Source organism: Snodgrassella sp. M0110, assembly GCF_016101465.1.
Classification (GTDB): domain Bacteria; phylum Pseudomonadota; class Gammaproteobacteria; order Burkholderiales; family Neisseriaceae; genus Snodgrassella; species Snodgrassella alvi.
In genome coordinates this window covers 228,032-251,772 of the sequence record NZ_JACFQM010000002.1, presented here as the reverse complement: position 1 = coordinate 251,772, position 23,741 = coordinate 228,032, and the positions used below count along the sequence as shown (strand labels likewise).

Here is a 23,741-nt window from a genome sequence, read left to right as displayed (position 1 = left end):
GCAAAATTGTATATGAATTATTCTATAATAATTGCTATTAAAAGTAATATTAAGGTAATGATATGTTTCCGTCTGCCGGAGTCTTAAAAAAAATATTTTTAATTAGTGCGCTGTTTCTGAGTTGTATTCATGTACATGCTGCAGAATTACAAAACTGGCCTCAGCGTACACCGGCCACTTTACCAACTAATTCCCCGATACTGGTGGTTAATGTCTGGGCAACATGGTGTAAACCTTGTCGTAGTGAAATAGCTATGCTTTCGCGCTGGTATCAGCAACAACGAACTTCAGGGAAGAAAACCATTGCTGTCGTTGGTGTATCTTTAGATAATGATGCAAATTTACAACGCTTTACTCAGCAGATGTCAGTACCGTATCCGTTATACCGTTATACAGGTTCGGATAGCCGCGCATGGATGCAACGTTTAGGCAATAATATTGGCGGAGTACCTTTTACTCAGGTTCAGGCACCTAAATGCGGTTTTCATCGGGCATTGATAGGTACACTGAGTGAAATAAAGCTGAATCAAGTGATTGCTGAAGCCAGACAGCAGTGTAAACAGCACAAGGTTCGTTTATAGATTTTCCTGTAGGTCAAGATTAAAGTGGGTGCCACGGTTCATTTGCTGATTCAGTCCGTCCTGTACCATTAATAACGCAGTTACCAGTGACAGCTTATGTTGCTGATTTATGGTTTGCCGATACCAGTATTGTAATATTTTATGCAGCGTGAGCATTTCATCAGTTCGCCGGCAAATTCCAAAATAACGGCTCATGGAGTGTTGCAGTGCTTGCATGCTGAAAGAAGGGATATCCTGAATCGGATGAGGTTGTTCCGGGAAAATAATTTCCTGCCAGGTTAATTCTGATGAATTCATCTGCTGATTGATTGGCCATATTTGCGGATGTTCTTTAGAAGCAACTATCGATGCCGCGGCATTGCGTCCGGTTACGACACATTCAAGTAAAGAATTACTGGCTAGACGATTGGCACCATGTAGCCCGGTACAGGCAGTTTCACCTATAGCATACAACTGAGCCATATCGGTACGCCCATCGGTGTCTGTAACAATGCCACCACAGGCATAGTGTGCTGCTGGTGCTACCGGAATTAATTCACGAGTGATATCCAGACCCTGTTGCAGACAATGTTGATGAATTTGCGGGAAATGTGCGCGGATAAAGCTTTCAGGTAAATGAGTGATATCCAGATACACACAGTGATGGCCGGTTTTGGCTATTTCGCTGGCAATGGCGCGTGCAACAATATCACGCGGAGCCAGCTCGGCACGGTTATCGTATTCAGGCATAAAGCGCCGACCTTGCTGATTACGTAAAATACCTCCTTCACCGCGTACAGCCTCAGAAATTAGAAAACACGGATTTTCGGGTAAGGCAAGTGCTGTGGGATGGAACTGTACAAAAGCCAGATTTTGCGTTCTGCAACCAGCCAGAGCCGCTAAAGCAACTCCCTGTCCATTTGCTGTTACCGGATTGGTGGTCAGAGTGAATAATTGTCCCAATCCTCCGGTTGCCAGTACAGTATGCTTAGCCTGAATAGTTACGGTCTCATCAGTTTGTGCCATCTGTACGACTGCTCCGGTACAAACTGAATTTTCATACACTAAATCGATAACACAGCTATGCGGCAAAATATGAATATTTGGTCGTGCTGATAGCTGTTGTTGGAGTGTATGAGTAATACTGTGACCAGTATGATCTGCCGCATGTACGATACGCCGCCGGCCATGTCCGCCTTCATGTGTCAGATGCAGGCGACCATTCTCACGGGTAAATTCCACGCCATGGGCGCATAACCATTCAATAGCACTGTTGCCTTCAGCCAGAATTTCGGCAGTTTGTTTTTCATTGCAGCAGCCGGCACCGGCTATAAGCGTATCCTTAATATGTTCGGCTACACTGTCTGCCTGATCAATAATAGCTGCTACTCCGCCTTGTGCCAGATTACTGGCACAGGTTGATAAATCTTCTTTTGCCAGCAAAGTAATGTGAAAATTTTCCGGTAAAGATAAGGCCACCGTCAGCCCGGCCAAACCGGCACCAATAATCAAAACATCAGTAGTATTAACAGAGCAGGGTGTGATATTGGTCATGTTGGCTAATCCAGTGAGCAAAAATATCGGGTGAATGGTTTTCTGTATGGTGAAGATTGGTCTTATCAGTATGAAATTCCCGCCATGCAGTTGAAAAATCAAGCATACGCTGTATGGAAATACCAGCCTGTTTACCTAAAGCAGAAGGTAGATCAATTTTATGATGTTCTGGTTTGCTTAAAGCATCTATACAGGCTTGTAATCCGTTCATAGCCATCCAGGGGCAGAAAGCACAAGACTTGCAGGTGGCACCATTGCCTGCAGTAGGCGCAGCCAAAAAGGTTTTTTCCGGAGCATGTTTATGCATTTCATGTAATATGCCCTGATCTGTCGCTACAATAAATGTATCTGCCGAATCGTGAATTGCTGCCTGCAACAGACGGCTGGTAGAACCTACTACATCAGCTAAAGCAACTACAGCAGCCGGTGATTCAGGATGAACCAATATTTTGGCATGCGGATAGCGTGCTTTCATTAAAGCCAGTTCCTGACCTTTAAATTCATTATGTACCAGACAGGAACCTTGCCAGAGCACCATATCTGCACCAGTCTGATTCTGAATATATTCTCCAAGATGTCTGTCCGGACCCCAGATAATTTTTTTTCCTTGGGCATGTAAAAAAGAAACAATTTCCAGAGCAATTGACGAAGTAACGACCCAGTCAGCCCTGGCCTTAACTTCGGCACTGGTATTGGCGTAAACCACAACTGTCCGATCCGGATATTGGTTGCAGAAAGCAGTAAATTCTTCTGCCGGACAACCCAGATCAAGAGAGCAGGTGGCTTCAGTATCGGGCATAAGAATAGTTTTTTCCGGACTGAGTATTCGTGCTGTTTCGCCCATAAATTTCACTCCGGCTACCAATAATGTCTTTGCCGGATGCTGTGCTCCGAAACGTGCCATTTCCAGTGAATCACCAACCATGCCGCCAGTAGCCAGAGCCAGATCCTGCAATTCCGGTTCAACATAGTAATGTGCCAGCATCACAGCTTGCTGTTGCTGTAATAAAGCTTTTACCTGTTCAATATATTTTTGCTTTTGCTGCCGGTCCAATTGCTGTGGAATTTTAGCCCAGGCACATTGCAGCACAGCAGATTCATCTTTAGTAGTTTGTGCAGCATTCTCAGTAGCTGCAACTGATGACAATTGTGGTTTTTCGTAATCGAATGCACGCCATTGATTGGTACTTTGCATAATTGCTCCTGAAAGGAATAATTAATTATGCTCATAATGAGTATATAAGGCAATACGAAAAAACCAAAAACTCGAATAAACTCGACTGAATGAGATAATTAGTTGAATTCAGTTAGATACAACGGTGCTTTTGCGGTAATGTACTCAATCAGTGAATTTTGTTTTTTTGCGACAAATTCTTTACAATTAGCCAGCTTTAATAAAGGAGTTTATCCGCATGCACTCTTCAGCTGAATATTCATCTTCAAGTTATAGCGACAGTGCAGCTGAACTCGTGGCGGTATTGTTTGCTGTTACCGATTTTAGTGCGCGGGTACTTACCATAAACGATGGAAAACTATTGCCATATGGTCCGCTGAAGCCTGTACATCATTCTTTACAGGCTGGTGCCAGAACTTGGGTACATCAGCAGACAGGTCAGCCATTAGGCTATATGGAACAGTTATATACATTTGTTGATGTCAAACGCAGCCATCATTGCGGCCATGCTGTAATTAATATCAGCTATCTCGGACTGGTAAAAGAAGCTGCTGAGAGTGGTTTAAAGCTGGAAGCCAAATGGCATGACTGGTATGAATTTTTTCCTTGGGAAGACAGCAGACTGCCTCAGCATAAGCATAAGCAGATACTTGATCAATTAATCCTGCCGATGCAGAACTGGGTAGATGCTGCTCCGAATCAGGAAATCCGCAATCAGCGTCAGCAGCGTCTGAATTTATGCTGGGGGATAAACGGGCAGCAATGGCTGGCAGAAAATGCTCTGTTGCGTTATGAATTGATGTATGAAGTTGGCATGATCACTGAATCTCCCTATTTCGACGGTCGTCTGCCGGCTATGCTGACCGGTCGCTCCATGCAGTTTAATCATCGCCGTATTCTTGCTACTGCTGTATCTCGTTTACGAGCTAAATTACAGTATCGTCCGGTAATTTTTGATTTAATGCCGCCTCAATTTACTCTATATCAGTTGCAGAGAAGCATAGAGGCGCTGAATGGCGTAGATTTACATAAACAGAATTTTCGCAGATTAATCAACAATCAGCAGCTGGTTGTGCCAACCGGAACCACAGTAGTGGCTGAGCGCGGACGTCCGGCACAGCTGTACCGTTTTAATGAAAATGTTTTACAGGAAAGTCTGCTCTCCGGTTACAGATTACCATTAATTAATAACCATATACAGTAATTCAAATAGCGTAATTGTCATCAATTCCGTTGATAAAATAGAAATTTTCTGATTAAAAATTTTTGATTCTTGGTTTTAAACAAATAAATCTGATTAATTTGCTGAATTTAAAAACTACCGCTTTTCAAATTTATCTGCTTATTATTTGTTAACGTATTTTCAGACTTTGACTACTAATATATACTCTAAAAGAGTATATATCCGGGCTTAACAATATGATTAGCGATTTACCAGAAATAATTACCCGTCCAATAGTACAGGCTGCACTGTCAGAAGATTTAGGCAGACGCGGAGATGTTACCTCACAGGCAGTGATACCGGCAGACAGGATGGCCGCATTCAGTATTGTAACCAGAGTACCCGGTGTGGTATGCGGTTTAGAGCTGGCCCGGCAGAGCTTCGCTCTGATGAATGAAAATCTGGAATTTACTGCATACAAAAATGATGGTGATATTACCGCCGCCGGTACAGTGCTGGCTAGGGTTGCCGGTAATGCGCGTGCTATTCTCGCTGCCGAACGCACAGCGTTAAATTTTCTGACGCATCTTAGTGGAATAGCCACTACAACTCATGAAATTCAGAAATCAATAGCCCATACCGGAGCTCAGTTGACGTGTACACGTAAAACCATACCTAATTTGCGTATAGTCCAGAAATATGCAGTAAGAATGGGCGGGGGACGTAACCATCGAATGGGTCTGGATGATGCCATACTGATTAAGGACAATCACATTGCGCTTAGCGGAGGAGATATTATTACAGCTGTTAAGCAAGCTAAATCATATGCCGGCCATTTGATTGCAGTGGAAGTAGAAGTTGACACATTGGAGCAACTGCGTCAAGTTCTGGATGAAGGCGTCAGTTTGGTATTGCTGGATAATATGTCAATAGAAGAAATGCGAACTGCTGTGAGCTGGTGTAAGGGACATTGTCAGACTGAGGCTTCAGGTAATTTGCGGCCTGATACTGTGGTAACTGCTGCAGAAACAGGCGTAGATTTTCTGGCGATGGGCTATCTGACCCACAGCGCACGTTATCTGGATATTGGTCTGGATTATGCAGATAATCAGAATATTCTGAAAAAGTGAAAATAATCAAAATTTTGTTTTAGAACAAATATTATATCATCATTAATTAGTACAATAATATGTCTTTTATAAGAATAAATATTATTTAATAATGAAAAAACTAATTATTTGGTATAGCTGTTTTTGTTTGTTGCTGCCATTAACTGCGTATGCGGTGGTAGTCAATGATGTTACCGGTATGACGCCGGTACAGATGGCCTCTGTGATACAGCCGGAATCAACCGAAGAGGTTGCAGAGCTGGTTAAGCACACAACCGGTCCTATTAGTATAGCTGGTGGTAAATACAGTATGGGCGGGCAAACTGCAGTTCAGAATGGCGTACAAATAGATACTCAAAAACTCAATCATGTAATTGCTTTTAATCCTGAACAAAAACTTTTAACTATAGAAGCAGGTGCAAACTGGCGTCAGGTACAGGAGCTGATTGATCCATATGGATTATCTGTGAAAATCATGCAAAGCCTGGCTGATTTTAGTATTGGTGGTTCTTTAAGTGTTAATGTACATGGTCGATATATGGGGGCAGGTCCTATTATCCTGTCTGTCGAACAAATTAAAATAGTACTGGCAGATGGTTCAATAGTTTTAGCCAGTCCGCAAGAAAATTCGGATATTTTTTATGGTGCTATTGGTGGCTATGGTGCACTGGGAGTTATCACAGAAGTAACATTACGCCTTACTGAAAATGTAAAAGTAAAACGAATTAATGATGTGATGCCGATTAGTCAGTATTCTTCTTATTTCTCTGAGCAGATTCGTTCTGATAGAACGGCCATATTTCATAATGCCATTATTTATCCTCCTGATTTCAAAAAGGTTAGAGCAGTGACTTTTAAGCAGACTGATGAACCATTAACTATTTCTGCCCGTTTAAGACCACTTTCTGCACCTACACGCAAACGCCAAAGACAATTGAAAATTGTTGCTGCATCAAATTTTGGTAAAGAATTGCGCAAATTATATGATGATGCCTATTTTGTAAAACAGCCAGTAATGATGCGTAATTATGAAGCCAGCTTAGCAGTAGCGCTTTTAGAGCCTATTTCCATGCAAGATAAAAGTTTTGCTTTGGAAGAATATTTCATACCGGTAGAAAAGTTTGATGATTTTTATCCGCAGATGATAGACATCCTGAAAAAGCATCAAGCAAATATTATCAATATCTCTATTCGCCATGCTAATCCTGATAGTGGTTCTTTGCTGGCATGGGCTCAAACTGAGGTATTTGCTTTTGTGATTTACTATCAGCAAGGAACTGATGAACAGAGTAAAAAGCAGGTAGGGATATGGACACGGGAATTAATAGATGCGGCATTGGCAAACGGAGGTACTTATTATTTACCTTATCAATTGCATGCAACTGAGGAGCAATTTCAGCGCGCATACCCACGGGCAGCAGAATTTTTTAAGCTTAAAGAGCGCTTAGATCCAGAGAATAAATTCAGTAATCTATTTCTGGAGCGGTACCGTCCAGCAACGGCTTACTAGACATAGGGTTTGAACTTAGCTTTGAGAGAATTGAATATTTCCAGAATAGAGATGAAAAACTGGTGTGGTATAGTATTGCCACACCAGTAATCAGAAAAAAATAAGTTGATTATCCGTAGCGGCGCTGAAATTCCTGCATGAACTCCACTAAAGCTTCAACCCCTTGTATAGGCATAGCATTATAAATACTCGCCCGCATCCCGCCCATTGATTTATAGCCTTGTAATCCGCTTAAACCATGAGCACCGGCTTGCAGTACAAATAATTTATCCAGCTCTTTTGTAGGTGTATGGAAAATAACATTCATCTGTGAGCGTGCATGCTGTTTCACATTATTGATATAAAATCCATTGCTGTTATCAACGGCAGAATACAAAGTTTCAGCTTTAAGGGTATTAATGGCTTCCATCTGTTCTACACCCCCGTGAGTTTGCAGCCAGCGAAATACCAGACCTGAAATATAAATCGGGTAAGTTGCCGGAGTGTTGTACATTCCCTGCCGGCTGATATGACTTTGATAATTCCACACATCAGGTATTCGTTCAGAACAACGATCAAGCAGATCTTCTCGAATAATCACAATAGTAGCACCTGATGGTCCGATATTTTTTTGTGCACCGGCATAAATAACGCCAAAATCTGCCACATTTACTGGTCGTGATAAAATTTCGCTCGACATATCGCAGATGACAGGGGGCAAACCATCTGGTTTGGGAATGTTGCGATATTGCAGGCCATGTACTGTTTCATTAATGCAGTAATGAACAAATGCAGAATTTGGATCCACATCCCAGCTTTCAACCGGCGGTACATCTGTGTAGTTATATAAATCACCACCATGTGCTGCCAGATGTATTTCTGCATCGGAAAGTTTACCCATCTGGCTGTGTGCGATACGGCTCCAGTTACCGGAGACTACTGAATCAACCCGCTTAAAACCATTGGCCAGATTCATTACGACCATATTGAACTGGGCACTGGCACCGCCCTGCATGAACAAAACTTTATAGTTGTCCGGAATATGCATAAGCTGGCGCAGATCCTGCTCGGCATGGTGCAGAATACTAATAAAAGCATCTGATCGATGGCTCATGGTCATGACTGAGCAACCAGTACCATTATAATCCAGCATTTCAGCCTGTGCTGTTTCTAATACGGCCTCTGGCAGTATTGCAGGACCGGCAGAAAAATTGTATGTGTTCAGTGTTGTCATGAATAAATTTAAACCTGTTACAGAAATATACTATTGTTGATTAATTTCAGTCCGTTTGATGGTTGTGTATACACCGGCAGTCTGTTTACAGATTAATGTTGCAATCTGTCAGTGAACTGGTGAAATTCTAGTTGCTTGATAATGGGAACGCAAATACAAAACCGTTTTGCATGTAAAGTAGCAAAAGTATGGTTATTTCTGCCTGTTAGTATAATGGATTTAGTTTAAACCACTTTTTTTTTACGTTTGAACAGGTAATTTTTCTATAAATAATCGGATTTATTCTGAGATAAGCCATCAGTCATATCTTTATATTCAGCCCTCACTGCTTTTATCCAGCGGGATAATATTGGTTGCTCCCAGTTTTTGTAGTTCCTGTAATACATATTCCCAGGCTTCTGGCAAAAAAGCAGAATTTTCACCATGAGTTTTCAGACCGAATTCGAGACGGTAATAATGTATTTGTTCTTCTGCCGGTAAATCATCACGAATGGTGGGTAAACTAAAAGTTTTAATCACAGGCCAGCTGTGTTCAATTGCTTCCATCAATGGCGTAATTTTGGACTCAGGCACACCATCAACCAGAGCTGCTTTAGTTACCAGTTTTTGCCGGAAAAAATTCTGCTGGTAATATTGGCTCAGTACCCACTGCGCCATAGGGTGTGCCATTTGGGGAAAGCCCGGGAAAAAATAATGCTCATTGATTGAAAAACCGGCAATGTTATTGAAAGGATTAGGTATCAATGCTGAGCCCAGTGGAAACTCAGCCATTTTTGTCCGTTGCAAATGTGCAGGGCTGTCAAGAGTATCTCCCTGTTTCAGTGAAATAGCTTCAATTGCTTTTAGGGCTTCCGGATGAGCTGTTAACGGTAGGTTTAATGCCTTTGCACAGGCCTGGCGAGTATGGTCGTCTGGTGTGGCACCTATGCCGCCGGTAATAAAAACAGGTATTTTTTCTTTAAATGATTCAATAAGCTGTCTGGTAATGACTGCCTGATCATCTGGTAAATATTGCGCCCAGGCCATATATAAACCGTGTTGTTGTAATAATTGTTTGAAAAAAACAAAATGGCTGTCCTGACGCGAACCATTCAGAATTTCATCACCAATTATAATGATACCGAATTGCATAAGAATACTCCTGTATTTGCGGCAGTTGTTGCATGATAGCTATATCTGTCTGCCGAATAAAACATGACTGTTGTTTTATGTGTTGAATTATTTTAATGTGTAAGTGTAGTGTTATTTTAGCAAGGATGTACTTATGAATATCAAAAAATTAGCAGTTTCCGCTCTGATTGCCGGCAGTCTTGCTGCCTGTGCACATACATCTGACCGTAAGGTAAGTATGCGTGCCGTCACTGTTCCGCAGTTAAGTGCCTATGACTGGCAGCTGGCTGAAGCTACTGACCGGCAAGGCCAGCCGTTACCAGGTTTTGCAGCCGGCTCATCTATGATATTGAATTTTTCCGGTCAGCGGCTGAATATTTCCGGTGGCTGTAATAATATCAGTTCTAACTATCAGTTAAATGATCAGGATATGCAAATTCAGGCTCCGGTAAGCACTATGAAAGCCTGTGCGCCTGATATTATGGCGCAGGACTCTGCAGTTGTGGCTTTTATGAATGGTCAGATATTACATGTAGGGCTGCTTAATGCTGAAAACGACCAGAATGCGCAGCCAGAATTATGGATTGAAAACCGGCGCGGGGAACATTTGCTCTGGCGCGGTTTTCCTGCTGCCGTTGCTCAGTATGGTCAGCCTACTGTGGTATTTTGGGAAATAAGTCCGCAAACCCAAACCTGCCAAACTGCACAGGGCGCAGCCCAGTGTTTGAAAGTCAGAGAAGTTAGCTACAATGATCAGGGGGTTAAGGTTAAAACTGGTGTGTGGCGTAATTTTGCCGGCAAGATTGATGGCTGGCAGTTTAATCCGCAGGAAAATCAGGTATTACGTCTGAATGTATATGAAGTTAAACCGGATGATGTAACGGGTACAGCTACAGATAATCAGTATGTTTATAAGCTAGATCAGATAATCGAGCGCTCTGTGGTGACGTCACCGAAACGTAAATATAAATAGATTTTTATATTTTTATAATAGTTAAATAAAAAGGCAATGATTTTTCATTGCCTTTTTATTTATCGGATATTTTATATTCTATACTTTTGAAAGTTGAGAATTTACTTTTGTAAATAAACATCTGGTTCGTTGTATGCATTATTCAGTATTAAAGTTTGTCTGTTATTACGCTGAGTAATTTTACCTCTACGGGTAACTGATTTGCTTTGTCCGTCTTTACTAATCTGATTCTGATAAGTGAAATTCTGATTCGGATCAAGATGGAAGGATGTTGTTTCCCTATATTGATGGCACTCCGGCTGTTTACAGTTTTTAAACAGCTTAACCTGATTATCATTCTGAATAGCTGAAGCGGATAATCTGTCGATTTCCTTTTCAATTAGCTGTTGCTGATAGTACATCTGGGCTATGATTTTTTCAGTTTCATTAAATTCATTATTATTAATAACTTCTTTATGACTAGCAGCGAGTGCAGAGTTTGTGAAAATCAAAGTAACAGAAAGTAGTAAAACAGATTTAAGTGTATTCATATATTTTTGTTAAGCAAGATATCAATCCTTTGATTTGAATCTGATATCTTGCTTGGTCTTATAGATATTAAAAAATAACAATCATTTGTATAAATTGTACATTTAATAGATAAAAATATTCTCCAATAAACACCAGTCATTAACTGTATGTGAAAGTAAATTAAAATGGTTTACAGTTTGCCCAATGGCTGAGATTACTGGCGCCTGCACTACTGTTATTGGCGTCTGCATTACTGTTATTGGCGTCTGCATTACTGTTATTGGCGTCTGTACTACTATTATTCTCTCCCCAGCACAATAACATACCACGAACACTATCATAAACAATGGATTTTTCTTCCCCGCTGTTTGCTGCAGTAGGAGTGGCTGTCAGGGAATAATTATCAGATTCATATGTGCCGGAAAAGGTGAAAAATTTTGCGCTTTTATTTTGTTTGAGCCCTTCAGAATATCCACTGTATGTATAGTTTTTAGCATAATACTTTTCCAGATTGCTAACATTTTGCATTAGGTCGGCACGGGCATTTTGTTCGCGGGTTTTTATTTGATAGTTTTTGTATGATGGGAAGACAATCGCTGCCAATATGGCAAGAATGGTAATAGTGACCATCATTTCAATCAATGTAAACCCCTGATTTTGACGTTGCATTATATTCTCTTTCTTTTAAAATGCTTATGATTAATTGTTTTCAACAATAGTATTGTCAGGCTGTACCAGCACATATGGCATAACAACTACTGCCCACATTGGCTGGTTACAATCATAATATTGTTGCGCCATTATATCGCTTACTTTACCAATTTTACCTTCTTGAATCAAAAGTGCAATGGCAGCGGAGTTATCAGTAGCTATCATGTGGGCTATATTGACCAAATCCAGTTCTGGTGCAACATATATGCAAACACCCCGGGCAAAGTGAGTTTGTAGTTCATACCAGTTGATACGGGCAGTTTCCAGATTGAGTTTCTGTTCTAATGGCAGAGGAAGGTTGGAAGTAAGATTATTCGAATGCATGGGTAGATAAACATTATTTGTAAAAGCATTCCGTTTTGAATTCGTATACGGAATGCCTGCTGATGATTAATTGATTTAATTATTTAGTAGGTGCGGATGCGGGTTGAGTAGCTTGAATACCCCATGATTCAGGATATTTATAGCCGGCAAAGCGCTTGAATGCATATTGTTTAAATGCAGCTGAATTATATGCGGCTGTTATGTCTTTTACCCATTGGCTGTCTTTATCAGCAGTGCGGATTGCTGACCAGTTAACATAAGTATAGCCGGGTTCCAGATACAGGGCAGATGTAAATTTTAAGCCAGAACTGGTCGCAAAATTACCATTGATCACTGCAAAATCAACATCATGACGCGAACGAGGTAATTGAGCAGCTTCCAATGGTACCAGTTTGATGTTTTTATTATTACCGGCTATGTCGGCAAGTGAAGCTTTAAGAGGATTAATATCGGTTTTCAGGGTAATCCAGCCTAGCTTGTCCAGCATAACGAGAGCACGTGCCAGATTGGACGGATCATTGGGTACAGAAACACTGGAGCCTTCTTTTACTGCACTCAGTTCATGCATCCGGCCGGCATATATTCCAAGCGGACCAGTAGGAACCTGAAATGCCGGCATAATATCTAAGTGGCGTGATTGGGCAAAATCATCCAGATAGGGTTTATGCTGGAAAATATTGATGTCAATAGATTTATCTGCTAATGCCAGATTAGGGCGCACATAATCAGTAAATTCGAGTAATTGTACCTGATATCCCTGCTTTTCCAGTTCTGGTTTTACTTGATCTCTGACCATATCGGCAAAATCGCCTACAGTGGTGCCGATAATAATTTCTTTTTTATTTTGTTCAGTGGAAGCTGCAGATTGAGTGGTTTTTTCGCCGCTACAGGACGCCAGAGTGAGGATACACAGACTTAATAACAGGAATTTCAGATAACTTTTCACTATGATTCTTTCTTTTTTATGTTTTAAAAATTGAAACGGATATTGACTATATTGATACTGTTTTCTCTTTACTATTACAGTCAGATATAGGCGTAAACACATATATACTGGGCCAGGCTGCCCAACAAAACAAATAAATGCCAGATACCATGTCCATGACGGATTTTTTCATCATTGATAAACCAGTATATGCCGATGCTGTATGCAAGACCGCCGGCAGTCAGCCAGAATAGCCCTGGTGCAGACATCCGGTGAATCAACGGATAAATAGCAACAATAATCAGCCAGCCCATAATCAGATACAGGACTAATGACAGGATACGGGTTTCACTTTTACGTCCGATAGTCACTTCCTGAATAATACCAAATATTGCCAGTCCCCATGATATGCCAAAAATTGACCAGCCCCAGCCTCCGTGTAATGTGGTAAGGGTAAAAGGTGTATAACTGCCTGCAATTAACAGATATATCGCACAATGATCAAATTTTTGTAACACCGCTTTGGCCCGATGAGAATAAATTGAATGATAAAGTGTAGATATACCATATAAGAATATCAGACTGGCACCATAAATGGCTGAGCTGACAATACGGTAAGCATCTCCGTACATAGCGGATTTAATTAATAAAAATACGGTGCCTGTAATGGCAAGAATAAAACCGATAAAATGAGAGTACGCATTAAAGCGTTCACCGCGATACATATTTTGCTTGCTAAAGTAATTTGTGAGATGACTATCGTTTCACTAGCGCCCTAAAGGTGCAAGTGTTTTTTATTTTTATTATTGTGCCGGTATTTATCCGCGTGCAGGTCTATGGCTGTTCAACTGCTTACAAGCACAGTAAAATAGATAATTTTGCAGACTATCAGAAATTTCTCGTCATGCTGACTTTTCAGGAAATTATTTTTACATTACAAAACTATTGGGCTAAACAGGGCTGCGTGGTGTTACAGCCATTGGATATGGAGGTAGGAGCGGGTACCAGCCATCCGGCAACCTGTTTGCGTGCACTGGGGCCGGAACCATGGTTTGCAGCCTATGTGCAGCCGTCACGTCGTCCTAAGGACGGGCGTTATGGTGAAAATCCAAATCGTCTGCAACATTATTATCAGTTTCAGGTCGCTCTGAAGCCTGCTCCTGATAATATTCAGGAGTTATATCTGGCATCTTTACAGGAACTGGGTATAGATCCCTGTCAGCATGATATCCGTTTTGTTGAAGATGACTGGGAAAATCCGACTCTGGGTGCCTGGGGACTTGGCTGGGAAGTCTGGCTCAATGGTATGGAAGTGACTCAGTTTACTTATTTCCAGCAGGTAGGCGGTATGGACTGTTCGCCTGTATTGGGTGAAATTACCTATGGTATTGAGCGGCTGGCAATGTATCTGCAGGGTGTTGAAAATGTCTATGATCTGGTTTGGGCTAAAACTCATGACGGCCGGATTGTCACCTATGGTGATGTATATCATCAGAATGAAGTCGAGCAGTCTACTTATAATTTTGAATTCAGTAATGCAGAATGGTTACTGGCACAGTTTAATTATTATGAAACCGAAGCTAAACGTCTGCTGGCTGTAGAGGATATCAGTCTTGCATTACCAGCCTATGAATTAGTACTTAAGGCAGGACATACGTTTAATTTACTTGATGCACGCGGCGCTATTTCTGTAACCGAGCGGGCTGCTTATATCGGCCGTGTTCGTGCTTTAAGCCGTGCAGTTGCACAAAAATATGTTGAAAGCCGTGAAAAACTTGGTTTTCCGTTACTGAATAAAAATACTACTAATCAGACTGCCTGAAACTGAATGAAAGTAATACTTGCATGAATGCTCCTTTATTAATTGAACTGCGTACTGAAGAGTTGCCGCCAAAGGCACTGAATAATCTGGGTGAAAGTCTGGCTGTCGGAGTTGTTGAGGGTCTGGAAAAAGCACAGCTGATTAATGGTGTGGCTGATTATCAGGTATTTGCTGCACCCAGACGGCTGGGTGTTCTGGTGCAAAATGTTAAAGCGGTGCAGGCAGACCAGCAAATTGTGAAAAAAGGACCCAGTGTAACAGCGGGTATGAAAGATGGTGAGCCTACCAAGGCTTTGCAGGGATTTGCCCGCAGTAATCAGGTAGAAATCAGTCAGCTTAGCCAGATTAATGATGGCAAACAAATGGTATTTGCCTATGAATATACTCAGGCCGGTTTACCACTGAATGCCTTGTTAAGCGATATATTGAATCAATCTATCAAAAAACTGCCTATTCCGAAAGTGATGCACTGGGGTAGCAGTACCTTTACTTTTGTCCGGCCTGTACATGGACTGGTGATGATGCATGGTACTGAAACGGTTACTGGCAGTGTCTTGGGATTAAACAGCCAGAACTGGACTTTAGGTCACCGTTTTCTGAGTAAAGACAGAATTATTTTTAACCATGCTTCAGATTATGAAAAAGTATTATTAGAGCAGGGTAAAGTAGTAGCCAGCTTTGCCGAGCGCCGAGCCCGTATTGAGCAGGGTTTAACTGTAGCGGCTGATGCACTTCATGCTCAGGTAGCCTATGCAGAAGGCTTGCTGGATGAGGTTACAGCATTGGTTGAATGGCCGGTAGTTTTACAGGCAGGTTTTGATGAGCGCTTTTTACAAGTACCGCAGGAATGTCTGATTTTAACCATGCAGCAAAATCAGAAATATTTTCCACTGTTAAACAGTGATGGCAAACTAATTAATCGTTTCCTGCTGGTATCTAATCTGCAAACAGAAAATCCGATACATATTATTTATGGAAATGAGCGTGTATTACGAGCCCGTCTGGCAGATGCCGAATTTTTCTACCGTCAGGATCAGAAAACGACTCTTGAAAGTCGTCTGCCTCGTCTGCAAAACGTGGTTTATCATAATAAGCTGGGTAGTGTTGCAGAAAGAGTTCAGCGTATTACTCAGCTGGCAAAAGCTATTGCACCGCTACTTAATGCTGATGTAGATAAGGCTGTACGTGCTGCTGAGCTGGCTAAAGCTGATTTACTGACCGACATGGTAGGGGAGTTCCCTGAGCTACAGGGAACGATGGGTAAATACTATGCTTTGCATGATGGTGAAAATGCTGATGTTGCTGTAGCAATTGAGCAACATTACTGGCCGCGTTTTGCTAATGATGCTTTACCGGACAGTTTAACTGGTACAGTGGTTGCTCTGGCCGATAAACTGGAAACTTTGATTGGTATCTGGGGTATCGGACTTATTCCGACTGGGGATAAAGATCCGTATGCGTTGCGCCGCAGTGCACTGGGTATTTTACGAATGCTGATGCAGCATAATCTGGCACTGATGCCATTATTACAGGCAGCATTTGATACATTTGCTTCAGGCAGACTGGCTGAAAATACTGTCAGTGAAGTGGCCGGGTTTATGCAGGCCAGACTGGCAATTCTGTTACAGAATTCCTTTGCACAGGATGTGGTGGCTGCTGTACTGGCCGGTAAAGTAGAAAATCTGGGTGAGCTGGAAGCCAGACTTGCCGCAGTAACCCGCTTTAAACAGCTGGATGAAGCTACTGCACTGATTGCTGCTAATAAACGTGTTCATAATTTACTGAAAAAAGCAGATATTTCTGCTTTATCCGCTGTTAATCCAGATCTTTTGCAGCAGCAGGATGAAAAACAGCTCTATCAGGCAACTGAGCAGGTTGCAGAAAAAATTCAGGCTGTGCTGAAACGGCAGGATTTTGCTCAGGCATTAACTGAGCTGGCCGGAATTAAAGAAAAAGTGGATGCATTCTTTACTAATGTGATGGTAATGGATGAAAATGAAGCTATTAAGAATAACCGTCTGGCTTTGTTACTGTGTTTATCGCAGCAGATGAATGCTGTGGCCGATATTGCCTTATTAAGTGAGTAAATAATAGCAGACATCTCTGCTCATTCTTAAATAGTGGATGAAAGCTAAATTATGATATTTGATAATATAGTATTCCATACAGAAGAAGATTATCCGCCTGCGTTGTCACTGGCTAATGCTGCTACACATATGGGTTATTACTGGTCATGGGCTGTACGCCGCGGTTTATATAATCCGCAATGGGATGAAGCGGCAGAAGAAGATATGGCAGCACTGAAAGCTCAGGTTATGAGCGGAGCTGAATTTGTTCTGAATAATATGGCCGGTTGTCTGGAAGACAGTGACTTTAACGATGAAGGACGACGGTTCTCACTTTATTACTATGAAGATGAAGATGAGGGCTATGGTCGTTTTATGGAAGATTATGTGCAAACATTAAATACGCCGGCCTTGCAAAGTTTTTATCATGTAGAAATTAATGATGAAAATCAGTCTTTACTTGATGGTGTATTTGATAGTGCTTTGATTCAGTGGCGGCAAAGTTTGAAGCCGGTGCAATAAGGTTAATTATGGCATTGAATGGAAAAGGCAAATTAATCATACTGGATCGCGATGGTGTGTTGAATGTTATGCAACCGCAGCCCATCAGCGATCCTGATCAGTGGCTTCCCTTACCGGGTAGTATGGATGCTGTTGCCTTTCTGACTCAAAGTGGTTATACCGTTGTTGTGGCGGAAAATATGTCTGGTATCGGGCGTAATCAGGTCAGTATGCAGCAGCTGAATGAAGTACATAGCAAAATGCATACTCATATACAGAAAGCTGGCGGCCGCTTAAGCGGGGTTTGGTTTTGTCCGCATACCGGTAATGCTAAATGTAAATGTCGTAAACCTGAACCGGGTTTGCTGCTGGATATTCTGGATCGTCTGCATATGAAAGCAGAAAATACCTGGCTTGTCGGAGATGGTATTCGCGATATGCAGGCAATTGCCGCAATTGGCGGTCATCCTGTACTGGTTTTAACCGGTAAAGGCAAGGAAACATTAAAAATGGAAGAATTGCCGGAAGATACTCAGGTGTACGATGATTTGCTGGATTTTGCCAAATATTGTCGTACTCTGGCTGAACAGGCAGCCGAGGAATAATATAACATGCTGTTGTTGCGTAATTTGATTTACTGGTTTTGTTTGTGTGTATTTTCATTAATCTGGCTGGTGGTAGTAATTGTTTCCATGCTGGTACCAAAAGGGGTTACATGGACAACCACTGTATGGGGAAAAACTCTTTTCTGGATGCTGGAGCACATTATCGGATTGAAATACGAAGTAACCGGCCGGGAAAATATTCCGCGCGAACCCGGAATTGTGTGCTGTAAACACCAATCCGGTTGGGAAACGCTGGCTATGCTGGTATTTTTCCCTGATCTCGCCTTTGTGGCTAAACGTGAACTTTTTCGTATACCGGTTTTTGGCTGGGCACTGAAATGGCGCGGCACAATAGGTATTGATCGTAAAAACCCTAAAGCGGCAAATGCCCAGATTATCAGTCAGGGGAAAATATGCAAACAAAAGGGGATGTGGATTTGTATTTTTCCGGAAGGTACACGAATTAAGCCGGGTTTCCGTGGCCATTATAAAAAAGGTGCTGCCCGAATGGCACAGGAACTACATATGAATCTGGTTCCGGTCGCATTAAATAGTGGCGAATTCTGGCCTAAAGATTCCTTTTTTAAATATCCGGGTAAAGTAACAGTAGTGATTGGTGAACCGATTCATTATGAGTCAGCTCATAATCCGGAAGAATTAATCAGAATCTGTGAGCAATGGATAGAATCCGAGCAAGTAAAAATTCAGGGGGTAGGGCCATTTGCACCAGAGCATCCGCAAGTACCAACGCCGTTCGTGCCGCACTAATTGATATTAGTTGAATATTGATACTTTTTTATTTGTGAAATAGTGTTTTGCTGAATCCTGAGCAGATAAACAGATAGCCTATTTAATTTTTTTTAAAGCTGAATCTGAAACGGGATATGAATGATATGGTGTGCTGGTTAATAGAAGTGTCTGCTTGTCTCAGATAGTAATTTATTTACATTTTTAACAGATTAGTTGTCATGTCGGAATTTCTTCACACAACTACAGATGGCGATACCATCAGGCTGAAATTACGACGTACAGCAAAAAAAAATATTATTGTACGTCCAGCATCAGGTTGTTTACTGGATATTAACGTTCCGCCATTTGTATCAATGAAATCTTTGTCTGAATGGCTGAACGTTAATGAAATCGCTATTAAAAAACTGTGGCAGCAATCAGAAAAAATAGCGGCAGCATTACCTGAATTTATCTGGTTTCGTGGTCAGGCATATCCTTTTACTCAGATATCCGTACTAACAAGAGTGCAATGGCATAAGCAATATGGCTTTTTAGTACCACTGGTAAATTCACAGTCGCCCTATGTACTTTTAAAAACATGGTTAAAACAAAGTGCCAAAAAGGAATTGTTGCTACGCTTACAATATTGGGCAAATGTAATGCAGTTGCAGCCAATGGCAATGACATTAAGTCAGGCTCGAACTTTTTGGGGAGTATATCGCCGGCGTAGTGGAATCCGTCTGAACTGGAGATTAATTGGCGCACCTGCTGACGTGGTGGATTATGTCTGTATTCATGAGTTGTGTCACTTTCGCCATGCCAATCATGGTAAAGCTTTCTGGGCAATGGTTGCAGAATACTGTGCTGATGCTGATAATGCTCGTAAGTGGCTGAAAAAATATGCTAATGAGCTGTTTGCTCTGGATAAATTCAGCTAAAGTATCACTCTGGAAAATTTGGTAAATTCCGGCTGTTTTTAATACTGATACCAACATAAAAAGCAGCCATACTTTTTTCATCGTATGACTGCTTTTTGTTATTCAGCTTGAAATGCTGATTTTTATTTCCGGCTGTCAGTTAAAAATGCTTACCTGTTATTTTTAAGTTTAGCCGGCATCAACCGCAAGTTGTTTCATAATATTTTTAATAATCTGGACACGTTGCATAACGTCTTCAATACCAATGCTAACTCTGAGTTTATCTGCTCCAATCAGACGGTAGTTTTTATCACTTTGCATAATGGCAACAATAGTTGCGGGATTAATGCGATGATGTTTGCCAAAAGTAAAAGTAATGGCTTCACTACTGGCGTCAATTGTGTCTATGCCTAAGCTGGCAGCTTCAATGCGTAAATGATGGCTGGCAATCAGCGTGGAGACGGCCGGTTCAGGAAGTCCGAAACGGTCGATCAGTTCTTCGTGTATCTGGTCTATCTCTGCTTCCGTTTCACAGCTGGCCAGGCGTTTATACAACACCAGTCTGGCATGAATATCCGGGCAATAACTTTCCGGCAGCAGAGCAGGGCTATGCAATTTAATGTCACTGGTAATACCCAGCGGGGCATCCAGATCCGGCTCTCTGCCTTTCTTCAAATTGCGCACGGCCTGCTTGAGCATTTCGGTATATAAAGTAAATCCGACCTGAATCATTTCACCAGACTGTCCTTCACCCAAAATTTCGCCGGCACCACGGATTTCTAAATCCTGCATGGCTAATGTAAATCCGGCTCCCAGATCATCAGCCATTTCTATGGCTTCCAGACGTTTCTGTGCATCTTTGGTCATTGCATCCGGTATCAGTAGATATGCATATGCCTGATGATGAGAGCGGCCTACACGGCCACGCAGCTGATGCAACTGGGCAAGACCAAATTTATCAGCTCGCTCAATAATAATCGTATTGGCATTGGGAATATCAATTCCGGTTTCAATAATGGTTGAACACAGTAACACGTTATAACGCTGCTGAAGAAAATCCCGCATAATCTGTTCCAGTTCGCGTTCACGCAGTTGTCCATGAGCGATACCGATACGGGCTTCAGGTAATAAAGTAGTTAATTTTTCATAAGTGTTAGCAATGGTATCAACTTCATTGTGCAGAAAAAACACCTGTCCGCCACGTTTCAGTTCACGTAATACGGCTTCTCGTATTAAACCATCGCTGTAAGGACGAACAAAGGTTTTTACAGCCAGCCGGCGGCTTGGAGCTGTGGTAATCAATGAAAAATCACGCAGGCCTTCCAGTGCCATACTTAATGTACGCGGAATTGGTGTTGCGGTCAGTGTAAGCACATCTACATTAGCACGCAGGCGTTTAAGCTGTTCTTTCTGACGTACGCCAAAGCGATGTTCTTCATCTATAATAACCAGTCCCAGATTTTTAAAATGGACATCCGGCTGAACCAGTTTATGGGTACCAATCACAATATCTACTGTGCCGTCAGCCAGTCCGGCAAGTGTGGCCTGTGTTTGTTTACTGGTATTAAAGCGGGAAAGCTGGGCAACTTTGATCGGAAAGTCTGCAAAGCGATCAGCAAAATTTTGTGCATGTTGCTCAACAAGCAGTGTAGTTGGTGCAAGTACTACCACCTGTTTACCAGCCATTGCTGCTACAAAAGCGGCGCGTAGCGCAACCTCAGTTTTACCAAAGCCGACATCTCCGCAAATCAGTCTGTCCATGGGCTTTTCAGCACATAAATCTTTTATGGTCGCAGCGATTGCCGCAGCCTGATCTTCGGTTTCTTCATAGCCAAAGCCATTGGCAAAAGCCTGATAATCCATTTCATTCAGACTAAAGCGGTGGCCTTGCTGAGCTTCACGCTGAGCATATAGATTTAATAATTCAGCAGCTGTATCTCTGGCTTTTTCCGCGGCTTTATGTCGTGCTTTATCCCATGCTCCATGACCCAGTTTATGCAAACTGATGTTATCATGAGCACTGCCTGCATAGCGGGAAATAAGCTGGAGCTGACTAACAGGTACATATAACTGAGAACCTTCAGCATACTCCAGTAGCATCATTTCACAGGCACCTTCACCTAAATCCAGGGTTATCAAGCCCTGATAGCGTCCGATACCATGTTGTTCATGTACCACCGGATCACCAATTTTAATTTCAGCCAAATCGCGCAACATGCCGTCAGAAACAGCACTATGCTTGCGTCTTGTACGCCGGCCGCGAATAACATACTGGTATAAATCAGCCTCAGTAATAATGGCCAGTTGCTGATCTGTCAGCAGGCAACCGTAACTTAACGGCGCAATAGTCAGGCACAAGCTGGAATTACTGTTCAGAAAGTCCTGCCAGCTATTGACAATATCTGGCTGTAAACTGTACTGGCGCATAAAATTGAGCATGGTTTCCCGGCGTCCGAGACTTTCTGCGCAAATCAGTACCCGTCCTGACCATTGTTGGAGAAAATTTTTCAGTGTGTGCAGCGGATCATCAGCCTGTCTGTCTACTGCGACACTTGGCAGCGTATAAGTAGTGTCTTCACTGATTTGCGGAACAAGACGCGCATAAGATTTAATACGTGCCCCGAACTGGTCTTCACTAAGATAAAGATAATCTGGTGCCAGAGGTGGATAGGCCGGATCGCCCTGTGCCAGAATGTAGCGTTGTTTGACATCCTGCCAGATGCGGGCAGATTCTTGATGAATATCACCCAGACAAACCAGAATGGCTTCATCATCAGTGTAATCAAAGATACTGACACATTCTTCTTCAAAAAATAAAGGCAGGTAATATTCAACACCCGCCCCGAAATGTCCTTCAGATACTGCATTATAAACAGTTGCTTTTCGGGCTTCGCTATTGATTTCTTCCCGAAAGCGGCTGCGGAATATTTTCTGTGCATCACTGTCGGTTGGAAATTCATGTGCCGGTAACAGACGAATTTCATCTACTGTGGTTAATGTACGCTGGCTGTCTGCATCAAATGTTTTAATGGTATCAATTTCATTGTCAAATAAATCCAGACGAAACGGTGTGTCACTGCCCATTGGAAAAATATCGAGAATACCGCCACGCATGGCGAATTCTCCGGTCGCCACCACATGAGAAACATGGTTGTAGCCGGCTTCAACCAGGCTGTGTTTCAATGCTTCAATATTCAGTTCCTGCCCGGTTTTCAGCCAGAAAGTATGTCCCAACAAAAATGAAGGAGGGGCAATTTTTTGCATGGCTGTTGCCAGCGGTAACAATAAAACGTCAACCAGTCCGTTTTTTAGTTGCCACAATGTACTTAGTCGCTCTGATACTAGCTCCTGATGAGGAGAAAAATGTTCGTAGGGCAGAGTTTCCCAGTCCGGGAAAAACATGATACGTGCAGCAGGATCAAAAAATTGCCATGCTGCCTGAATACGGATTGCCTGTTCGGCATCTGCAGTTAAAATAATTTTCAGTTTTTTTTCAGGTAAATGCTGGCTAAGTAATAATGGCAGACTACCAGCATTTAAATCAGACCAGATTACAGTCTGTCTGGTTTTAGGCAATGCGAATGAAGCAGCGGCGGGCATAATTTTAGTTTTACAGATAATAGAAATTGATTGCCAGTACTTATGGGCAAGCTATGATAAGACAAGCCCTGATAAGCAGACAATTGAAACAGAATTGTTTGGAATGGGTGAATAACAAGTCAGTTTCAGACACAGTCCTGAAATTATGGCTATTATTACATAATAATAATTAATATAGCGAATACAAATACATCACAGCGATAGTAATCAGAATGGCAAATGCACAGCCAATTTTGGCAACCACACCAACAACCAGACCAATCAGTGTGGCAAAACCTACCTTGCCAGCAGCGACCAGATTCCGTCTGGCAATAAATTCACCGGTTGCTGCACCAATTAGCGGCCCCAATACCATGCCCGGTAAGGCAAAAAACATGCCAATAATCGCACCAATAAAAGAACCCCAGATAGCTCTTCTGCTTGCACCACTATGTTTAGCACCCAGCATACCGGCCATATAATCCAGAAAACAACCTAATAAAGTCAGTATACCTAAAGTAATTAATGTGGGTGCCCCCATAATCTGATAATTGCTGCTCAATGCCAGTAACCATGCGCCTCCGAACATGAGAGGCAGACCAGGTAAAGCAGGCATAAATGTACCTAATAAACCAATGAGTAATAAAACAATAGCCAATATTACCAATACTGCATTCATGGCAAATT

General features: G+C 42.0%; 22 protein-coding genes. 11 read left to right on the top strand and 11 right to left on the bottom strand.

Going from position 1 to position 23,741, the window contains the following annotated elements; all coding sequences use genetic code 11:
• Window positions 1-62 precede the first annotated feature (62 nt).
• Window positions 63-581 carry a TlpA disulfide reductase family protein gene (locus tag H3T84_RS03920; protein ID WP_198218148.1) on the top strand — a complete coding sequence of 173 codons (519 nt, stop codon included), beginning with the start codon at window positions 63-65 and terminating at the stop codon, window positions 579-581.
• On the opposite strand, the gene nadB is transcribed toward H3T84_RS03920, so the two are convergent.
• A complete protein-coding gene (gene nadB / locus H3T84_RS03915; RefSeq protein ID WP_198218146.1) occupies window positions 576-2,114 on the bottom strand; it encodes an L-aspartate oxidase in 1,539 nt (512 codons plus the stop codon). The two genes, H3T84_RS03920 and nadB, sit on opposite strands and share 6 nt — an antisense overlap.
• Window positions 2,086-3,309, bottom strand: a complete 1,224-nt coding sequence (gene nadA / locus H3T84_RS03910; RefSeq protein ID WP_174833260.1) for a quinolinate synthase NadA — start codon at window positions 3,307-3,309, stop codon at window positions 2,086-2,088. The genes nadB and nadA overlap by 29 nt, the downstream gene beginning before the upstream one ends.
• A gap of 217 nt (window positions 3,310-3,526) precedes the next feature.
• On the opposite strand from nadA, the gene H3T84_RS03905 reads away from it, so the two are divergent.
• The 3 genes from H3T84_RS03905 (at window position 3,527) to H3T84_RS03895 (ending at window position 7,069) form a co-directional block, all read left to right on the top strand.
• The gene (locus tag H3T84_RS03905) at window positions 3,527-4,492 is read left to right on the top strand and encodes a hypothetical protein (protein WP_084554355.1); all 966 of its coding nucleotides are present in this window, start codon (window positions 3,527-3,529) and stop codon (window positions 4,490-4,492) included.
• A gap of 215 nt (window positions 4,493-4,707) precedes the next feature.
• Window positions 4,708-5,580 (top strand): carboxylating nicotinate-nucleotide diphosphorylase, encoded by an 873-nt coding sequence (gene nadC, locus H3T84_RS03900; protein WP_198218138.1) that lies wholly within the window; start codon window positions 4,708-4,710, stop codon window positions 5,578-5,580.
• Window positions 5,581-5,707: 127 nt separating this feature from the next.
• Window positions 5,708-7,069, top strand: coding sequence for an FAD-binding oxidoreductase (locus H3T84_RS03895; RefSeq protein ID WP_198218130.1), 1,362 nt, complete (start codon window positions 5,708-5,710; stop codon window positions 7,067-7,069).
• 109 nt (window positions 7,070-7,178) lie between these two features.
• Here H3T84_RS03895 and serC read toward each other — a convergent pair whose 3' ends face one another.
• Window positions 7,179-8,282 carry a 3-phosphoserine/phosphohydroxythreonine transaminase gene (serC, locus tag H3T84_RS03890; protein WP_198218128.1) on the bottom strand — a complete coding sequence of 368 codons (1,104 nt, stop codon included), beginning with the start codon at window positions 8,280-8,282 and terminating at the stop codon, window positions 7,179-7,181.
• Window positions 8,283-8,597: 315 nt separating this feature from the next.
• Window positions 8,598-9,413: a molybdopterin-binding protein gene (locus H3T84_RS03885; RefSeq protein ID WP_198218126.1), complete on the bottom strand. Its 816-nt coding sequence runs from the start codon at window positions 9,411-9,413 to the stop codon at window positions 8,598-8,600.
• A gap of 133 nt (window positions 9,414-9,546) precedes the next feature.
• Here H3T84_RS03885 and H3T84_RS03880 point away from each other — a divergent pair, with 133 nt between their 5' ends.
• Window positions 9,547-10,365: an META and DUF4377 domain-containing protein gene (locus H3T84_RS03880; RefSeq protein WP_198218124.1), complete on the top strand. Its 819-nt coding sequence runs from the start codon at window positions 9,547-9,549 to the stop codon at window positions 10,363-10,365.
• A gap of 101 nt (window positions 10,366-10,466) precedes the next feature.
• Here the strand turns inward: H3T84_RS03880 and H3T84_RS03875 are convergent, their stop codons facing one another.
• The 5 genes from H3T84_RS03875 to H3T84_RS03855 form a co-directional block, all read right to left on the bottom strand.
• A complete protein-coding gene (locus tag H3T84_RS03875; protein WP_198218121.1) occupies window positions 10,467-10,895 on the bottom strand; it encodes a hypothetical protein in 429 nt (142 codons plus the stop codon).
• 160 nt (window positions 10,896-11,055) lie between these two features.
• Window positions 11,056-11,544, bottom strand: coding sequence for a type IV pilin protein (locus H3T84_RS03870; RefSeq protein ID WP_198218114.1), 489 nt, complete (start codon window positions 11,542-11,544; stop codon window positions 11,056-11,058).
• Window positions 11,545-11,574: 30 nt separating this feature from the next.
• Window positions 11,575-11,910 (bottom strand): DUF2288 domain-containing protein, encoded by a 336-nt coding sequence (locus tag H3T84_RS03865; protein ID WP_198218112.1) that lies wholly within the window; start codon window positions 11,908-11,910, stop codon window positions 11,575-11,577.
• 79 nt (window positions 11,911-11,989) lie between these two features.
• Complete coding sequence (locus tag H3T84_RS03860) at window positions 11,990-12,862, bottom strand: MetQ/NlpA family ABC transporter substrate-binding protein (RefSeq protein WP_370524016.1); 873 nt, start codon at window positions 12,860-12,862, stop codon at window positions 11,990-11,992.
• 74 nt (window positions 12,863-12,936) lie between these two features.
• Window positions 12,937-13,560 (bottom strand): hemolysin III family protein, encoded by a 624-nt coding sequence (locus tag H3T84_RS03855; protein WP_084554337.1) that lies wholly within the window; start codon window positions 13,558-13,560, stop codon window positions 12,937-12,939.
• Between the two features lie 179 nt (window positions 13,561-13,739).
• Here H3T84_RS03855 and glyQ point away from each other — a divergent pair, with 179 nt between their 5' ends.
• The 6 genes from glyQ (at window position 13,740) to H3T84_RS03825 (ending at window position 19,496) form a co-directional block, all read left to right on the top strand.
• Entirely contained in the window at window positions 13,740-14,657 is a 918-nt protein-coding gene (gene glyQ, locus H3T84_RS03850) for a glycine--tRNA ligase subunit alpha (protein ID WP_025330584.1), read from the top strand.
• 23 nt (window positions 14,658-14,680) lie between these two features.
• Complete coding sequence (gene glyS / locus H3T84_RS03845; protein ID WP_198218108.1) at window positions 14,681-16,744, top strand: glycine--tRNA ligase subunit beta; 2,064 nt, start codon at window positions 14,681-14,683, stop codon at window positions 16,742-16,744.
• A 51-nt stretch (window positions 16,745-16,795) separates the two neighbouring features.
• The gene (locus tag H3T84_RS03840; protein WP_180214728.1) at window positions 16,796-17,245 is read left to right on the top strand and encodes a cell surface protein; all 450 of its coding nucleotides are present in this window, start codon (window positions 16,796-16,798) and stop codon (window positions 17,243-17,245) included.
• Window positions 17,246-17,253: 8 nt separating this feature from the next.
• A complete protein-coding gene (gene gmhB / locus H3T84_RS03835) occupies window positions 17,254-17,829 on the top strand; it encodes a D-glycero-beta-D-manno-heptose 1,7-bisphosphate 7-phosphatase (protein ID WP_025330587.1) in 576 nt (191 codons plus the stop codon).
• A gap of 6 nt (window positions 17,830-17,835) precedes the next feature.
• Entirely contained in the window at window positions 17,836-18,597 is a 762-nt protein-coding gene (locus H3T84_RS03830; protein ID WP_084554333.1) for a 1-acyl-sn-glycerol-3-phosphate acyltransferase, read from the top strand.
• 200 nt (window positions 18,598-18,797) lie between these two features.
• Window positions 18,798-19,496 carry a M48 family metallopeptidase gene (locus tag H3T84_RS03825; protein ID WP_198218106.1) on the top strand — a complete coding sequence of 233 codons (699 nt, stop codon included), beginning with the start codon at window positions 18,798-18,800 and terminating at the stop codon, window positions 19,494-19,496.
• 168 nt (window positions 19,497-19,664) lie between these two features.
• On the opposite strand, the gene mfd is transcribed toward H3T84_RS03825, so the two are convergent.
• On the bottom strand, window positions 19,665-23,075 hold the full coding sequence (gene mfd / locus H3T84_RS03820) for a transcription-repair coupling factor (RefSeq protein WP_198218104.1): 3,411 nt from the start codon (window positions 23,073-23,075) through the stop codon (window positions 19,665-19,667).
• A gap of 169 nt (window positions 23,076-23,244) precedes the next feature.
• Window positions 23,245-23,733: a DUF456 domain-containing protein gene (locus H3T84_RS03815; RefSeq protein WP_025330591.1), complete on the bottom strand. Its 489-nt coding sequence runs from the start codon at window positions 23,731-23,733 to the stop codon at window positions 23,245-23,247.
• Between the last annotated feature and the right edge of the window lie 8 nt (window positions 23,734-23,741).

Coding starts and splice junctions, on each gene's coding strand:
- H3T84_RS03920 (WP_198218148.1), top strand. CDS start 63: ATGTTTCCGTCTGCCGGAGTCTTAAAAAAAATATTTTTAATTAGTGCG.
- nadB (WP_198218146.1), bottom strand. CDS start 2,114: ATGACCAATATCACACCCTGCTCTGTTAATACTACTGATGTTTTGATT.
- nadA (WP_174833260.1), bottom strand. CDS start 3,309: ATGCAAAGTACCAATCAATGGCGTGCATTCGATTACGAAAAACCACAA.
- H3T84_RS03905 (WP_084554355.1), top strand. CDS start 3,527: ATGCACTCTTCAGCTGAATATTCATCTTCAAGTTATAGCGACAGTGCA.
- nadC (WP_198218138.1), top strand. CDS start 4,708: ATGATTAGCGATTTACCAGAAATAATTACCCGTCCAATAGTACAGGCT.
- serC (WP_198218128.1), bottom strand. CDS start 8,282: ATGACAACACTGAACACATACAATTTTTCTGCCGGTCCTGCAATACTG.
- H3T84_RS03885 (WP_198218126.1), bottom strand. CDS start 9,413: ATGCAATTCGGTATCATTATAATTGGTGATGAAATTCTGAATGGTTCG.
- H3T84_RS03880 (WP_198218124.1), top strand. CDS start 9,547: ATGAATATCAAAAAATTAGCAGTTTCCGCTCTGATTGCCGGCAGTCTT.
- H3T84_RS03875 (WP_198218121.1), bottom strand. CDS start 10,895: ATGAATACACTTAAATCTGTTTTACTACTTTCTGTTACTTTGATTTTC.
- H3T84_RS03870 (WP_198218114.1), bottom strand. CDS start 11,544: ATGCAACGTCAAAATCAGGGGTTTACATTGATTGAAATGATGGTCACT.
- H3T84_RS03865 (WP_198218112.1), bottom strand. CDS start 11,910: ATGCATTCGAATAATCTTACTTCCAACCTTCCTCTGCCATTAGAACAG.
- H3T84_RS03855 (WP_084554337.1), bottom strand. CDS start 13,560: ATGTATCGCGGTGAACGCTTTAATGCGTACTCTCATTTTATCGGTTTT.
- glyQ (WP_025330584.1), top strand. CDS start 13,740: ATGCTGACTTTTCAGGAAATTATTTTTACATTACAAAACTATTGGGCT.
- glyS (WP_198218108.1), top strand. CDS start 14,681: ATGAATGCTCCTTTATTAATTGAACTGCGTACTGAAGAGTTGCCGCCA.
- H3T84_RS03840 (WP_180214728.1), top strand. CDS start 16,796: ATGATATTTGATAATATAGTATTCCATACAGAAGAAGATTATCCGCCT.
- gmhB (WP_025330587.1), top strand. CDS start 17,254: ATGGCATTGAATGGAAAAGGCAAATTAATCATACTGGATCGCGATGGT.
- H3T84_RS03830 (WP_084554333.1), top strand. CDS start 17,836: ATGCTGTTGTTGCGTAATTTGATTTACTGGTTTTGTTTGTGTGTATTT.
- H3T84_RS03825 (WP_198218106.1), top strand. CDS start 18,798: ATGTCGGAATTTCTTCACACAACTACAGATGGCGATACCATCAGGCTG.
- mfd (WP_198218104.1), bottom strand. CDS start 23,075: ATGCCCGCCGCTGCTTCATTCGCATTGCCTAAAACCAGACAGACTGTA.
- H3T84_RS03815 (WP_025330591.1), bottom strand. CDS start 23,733: ATGAATGCAGTATTGGTAATATTGGCTATTGTTTTATTACTCATTGGT.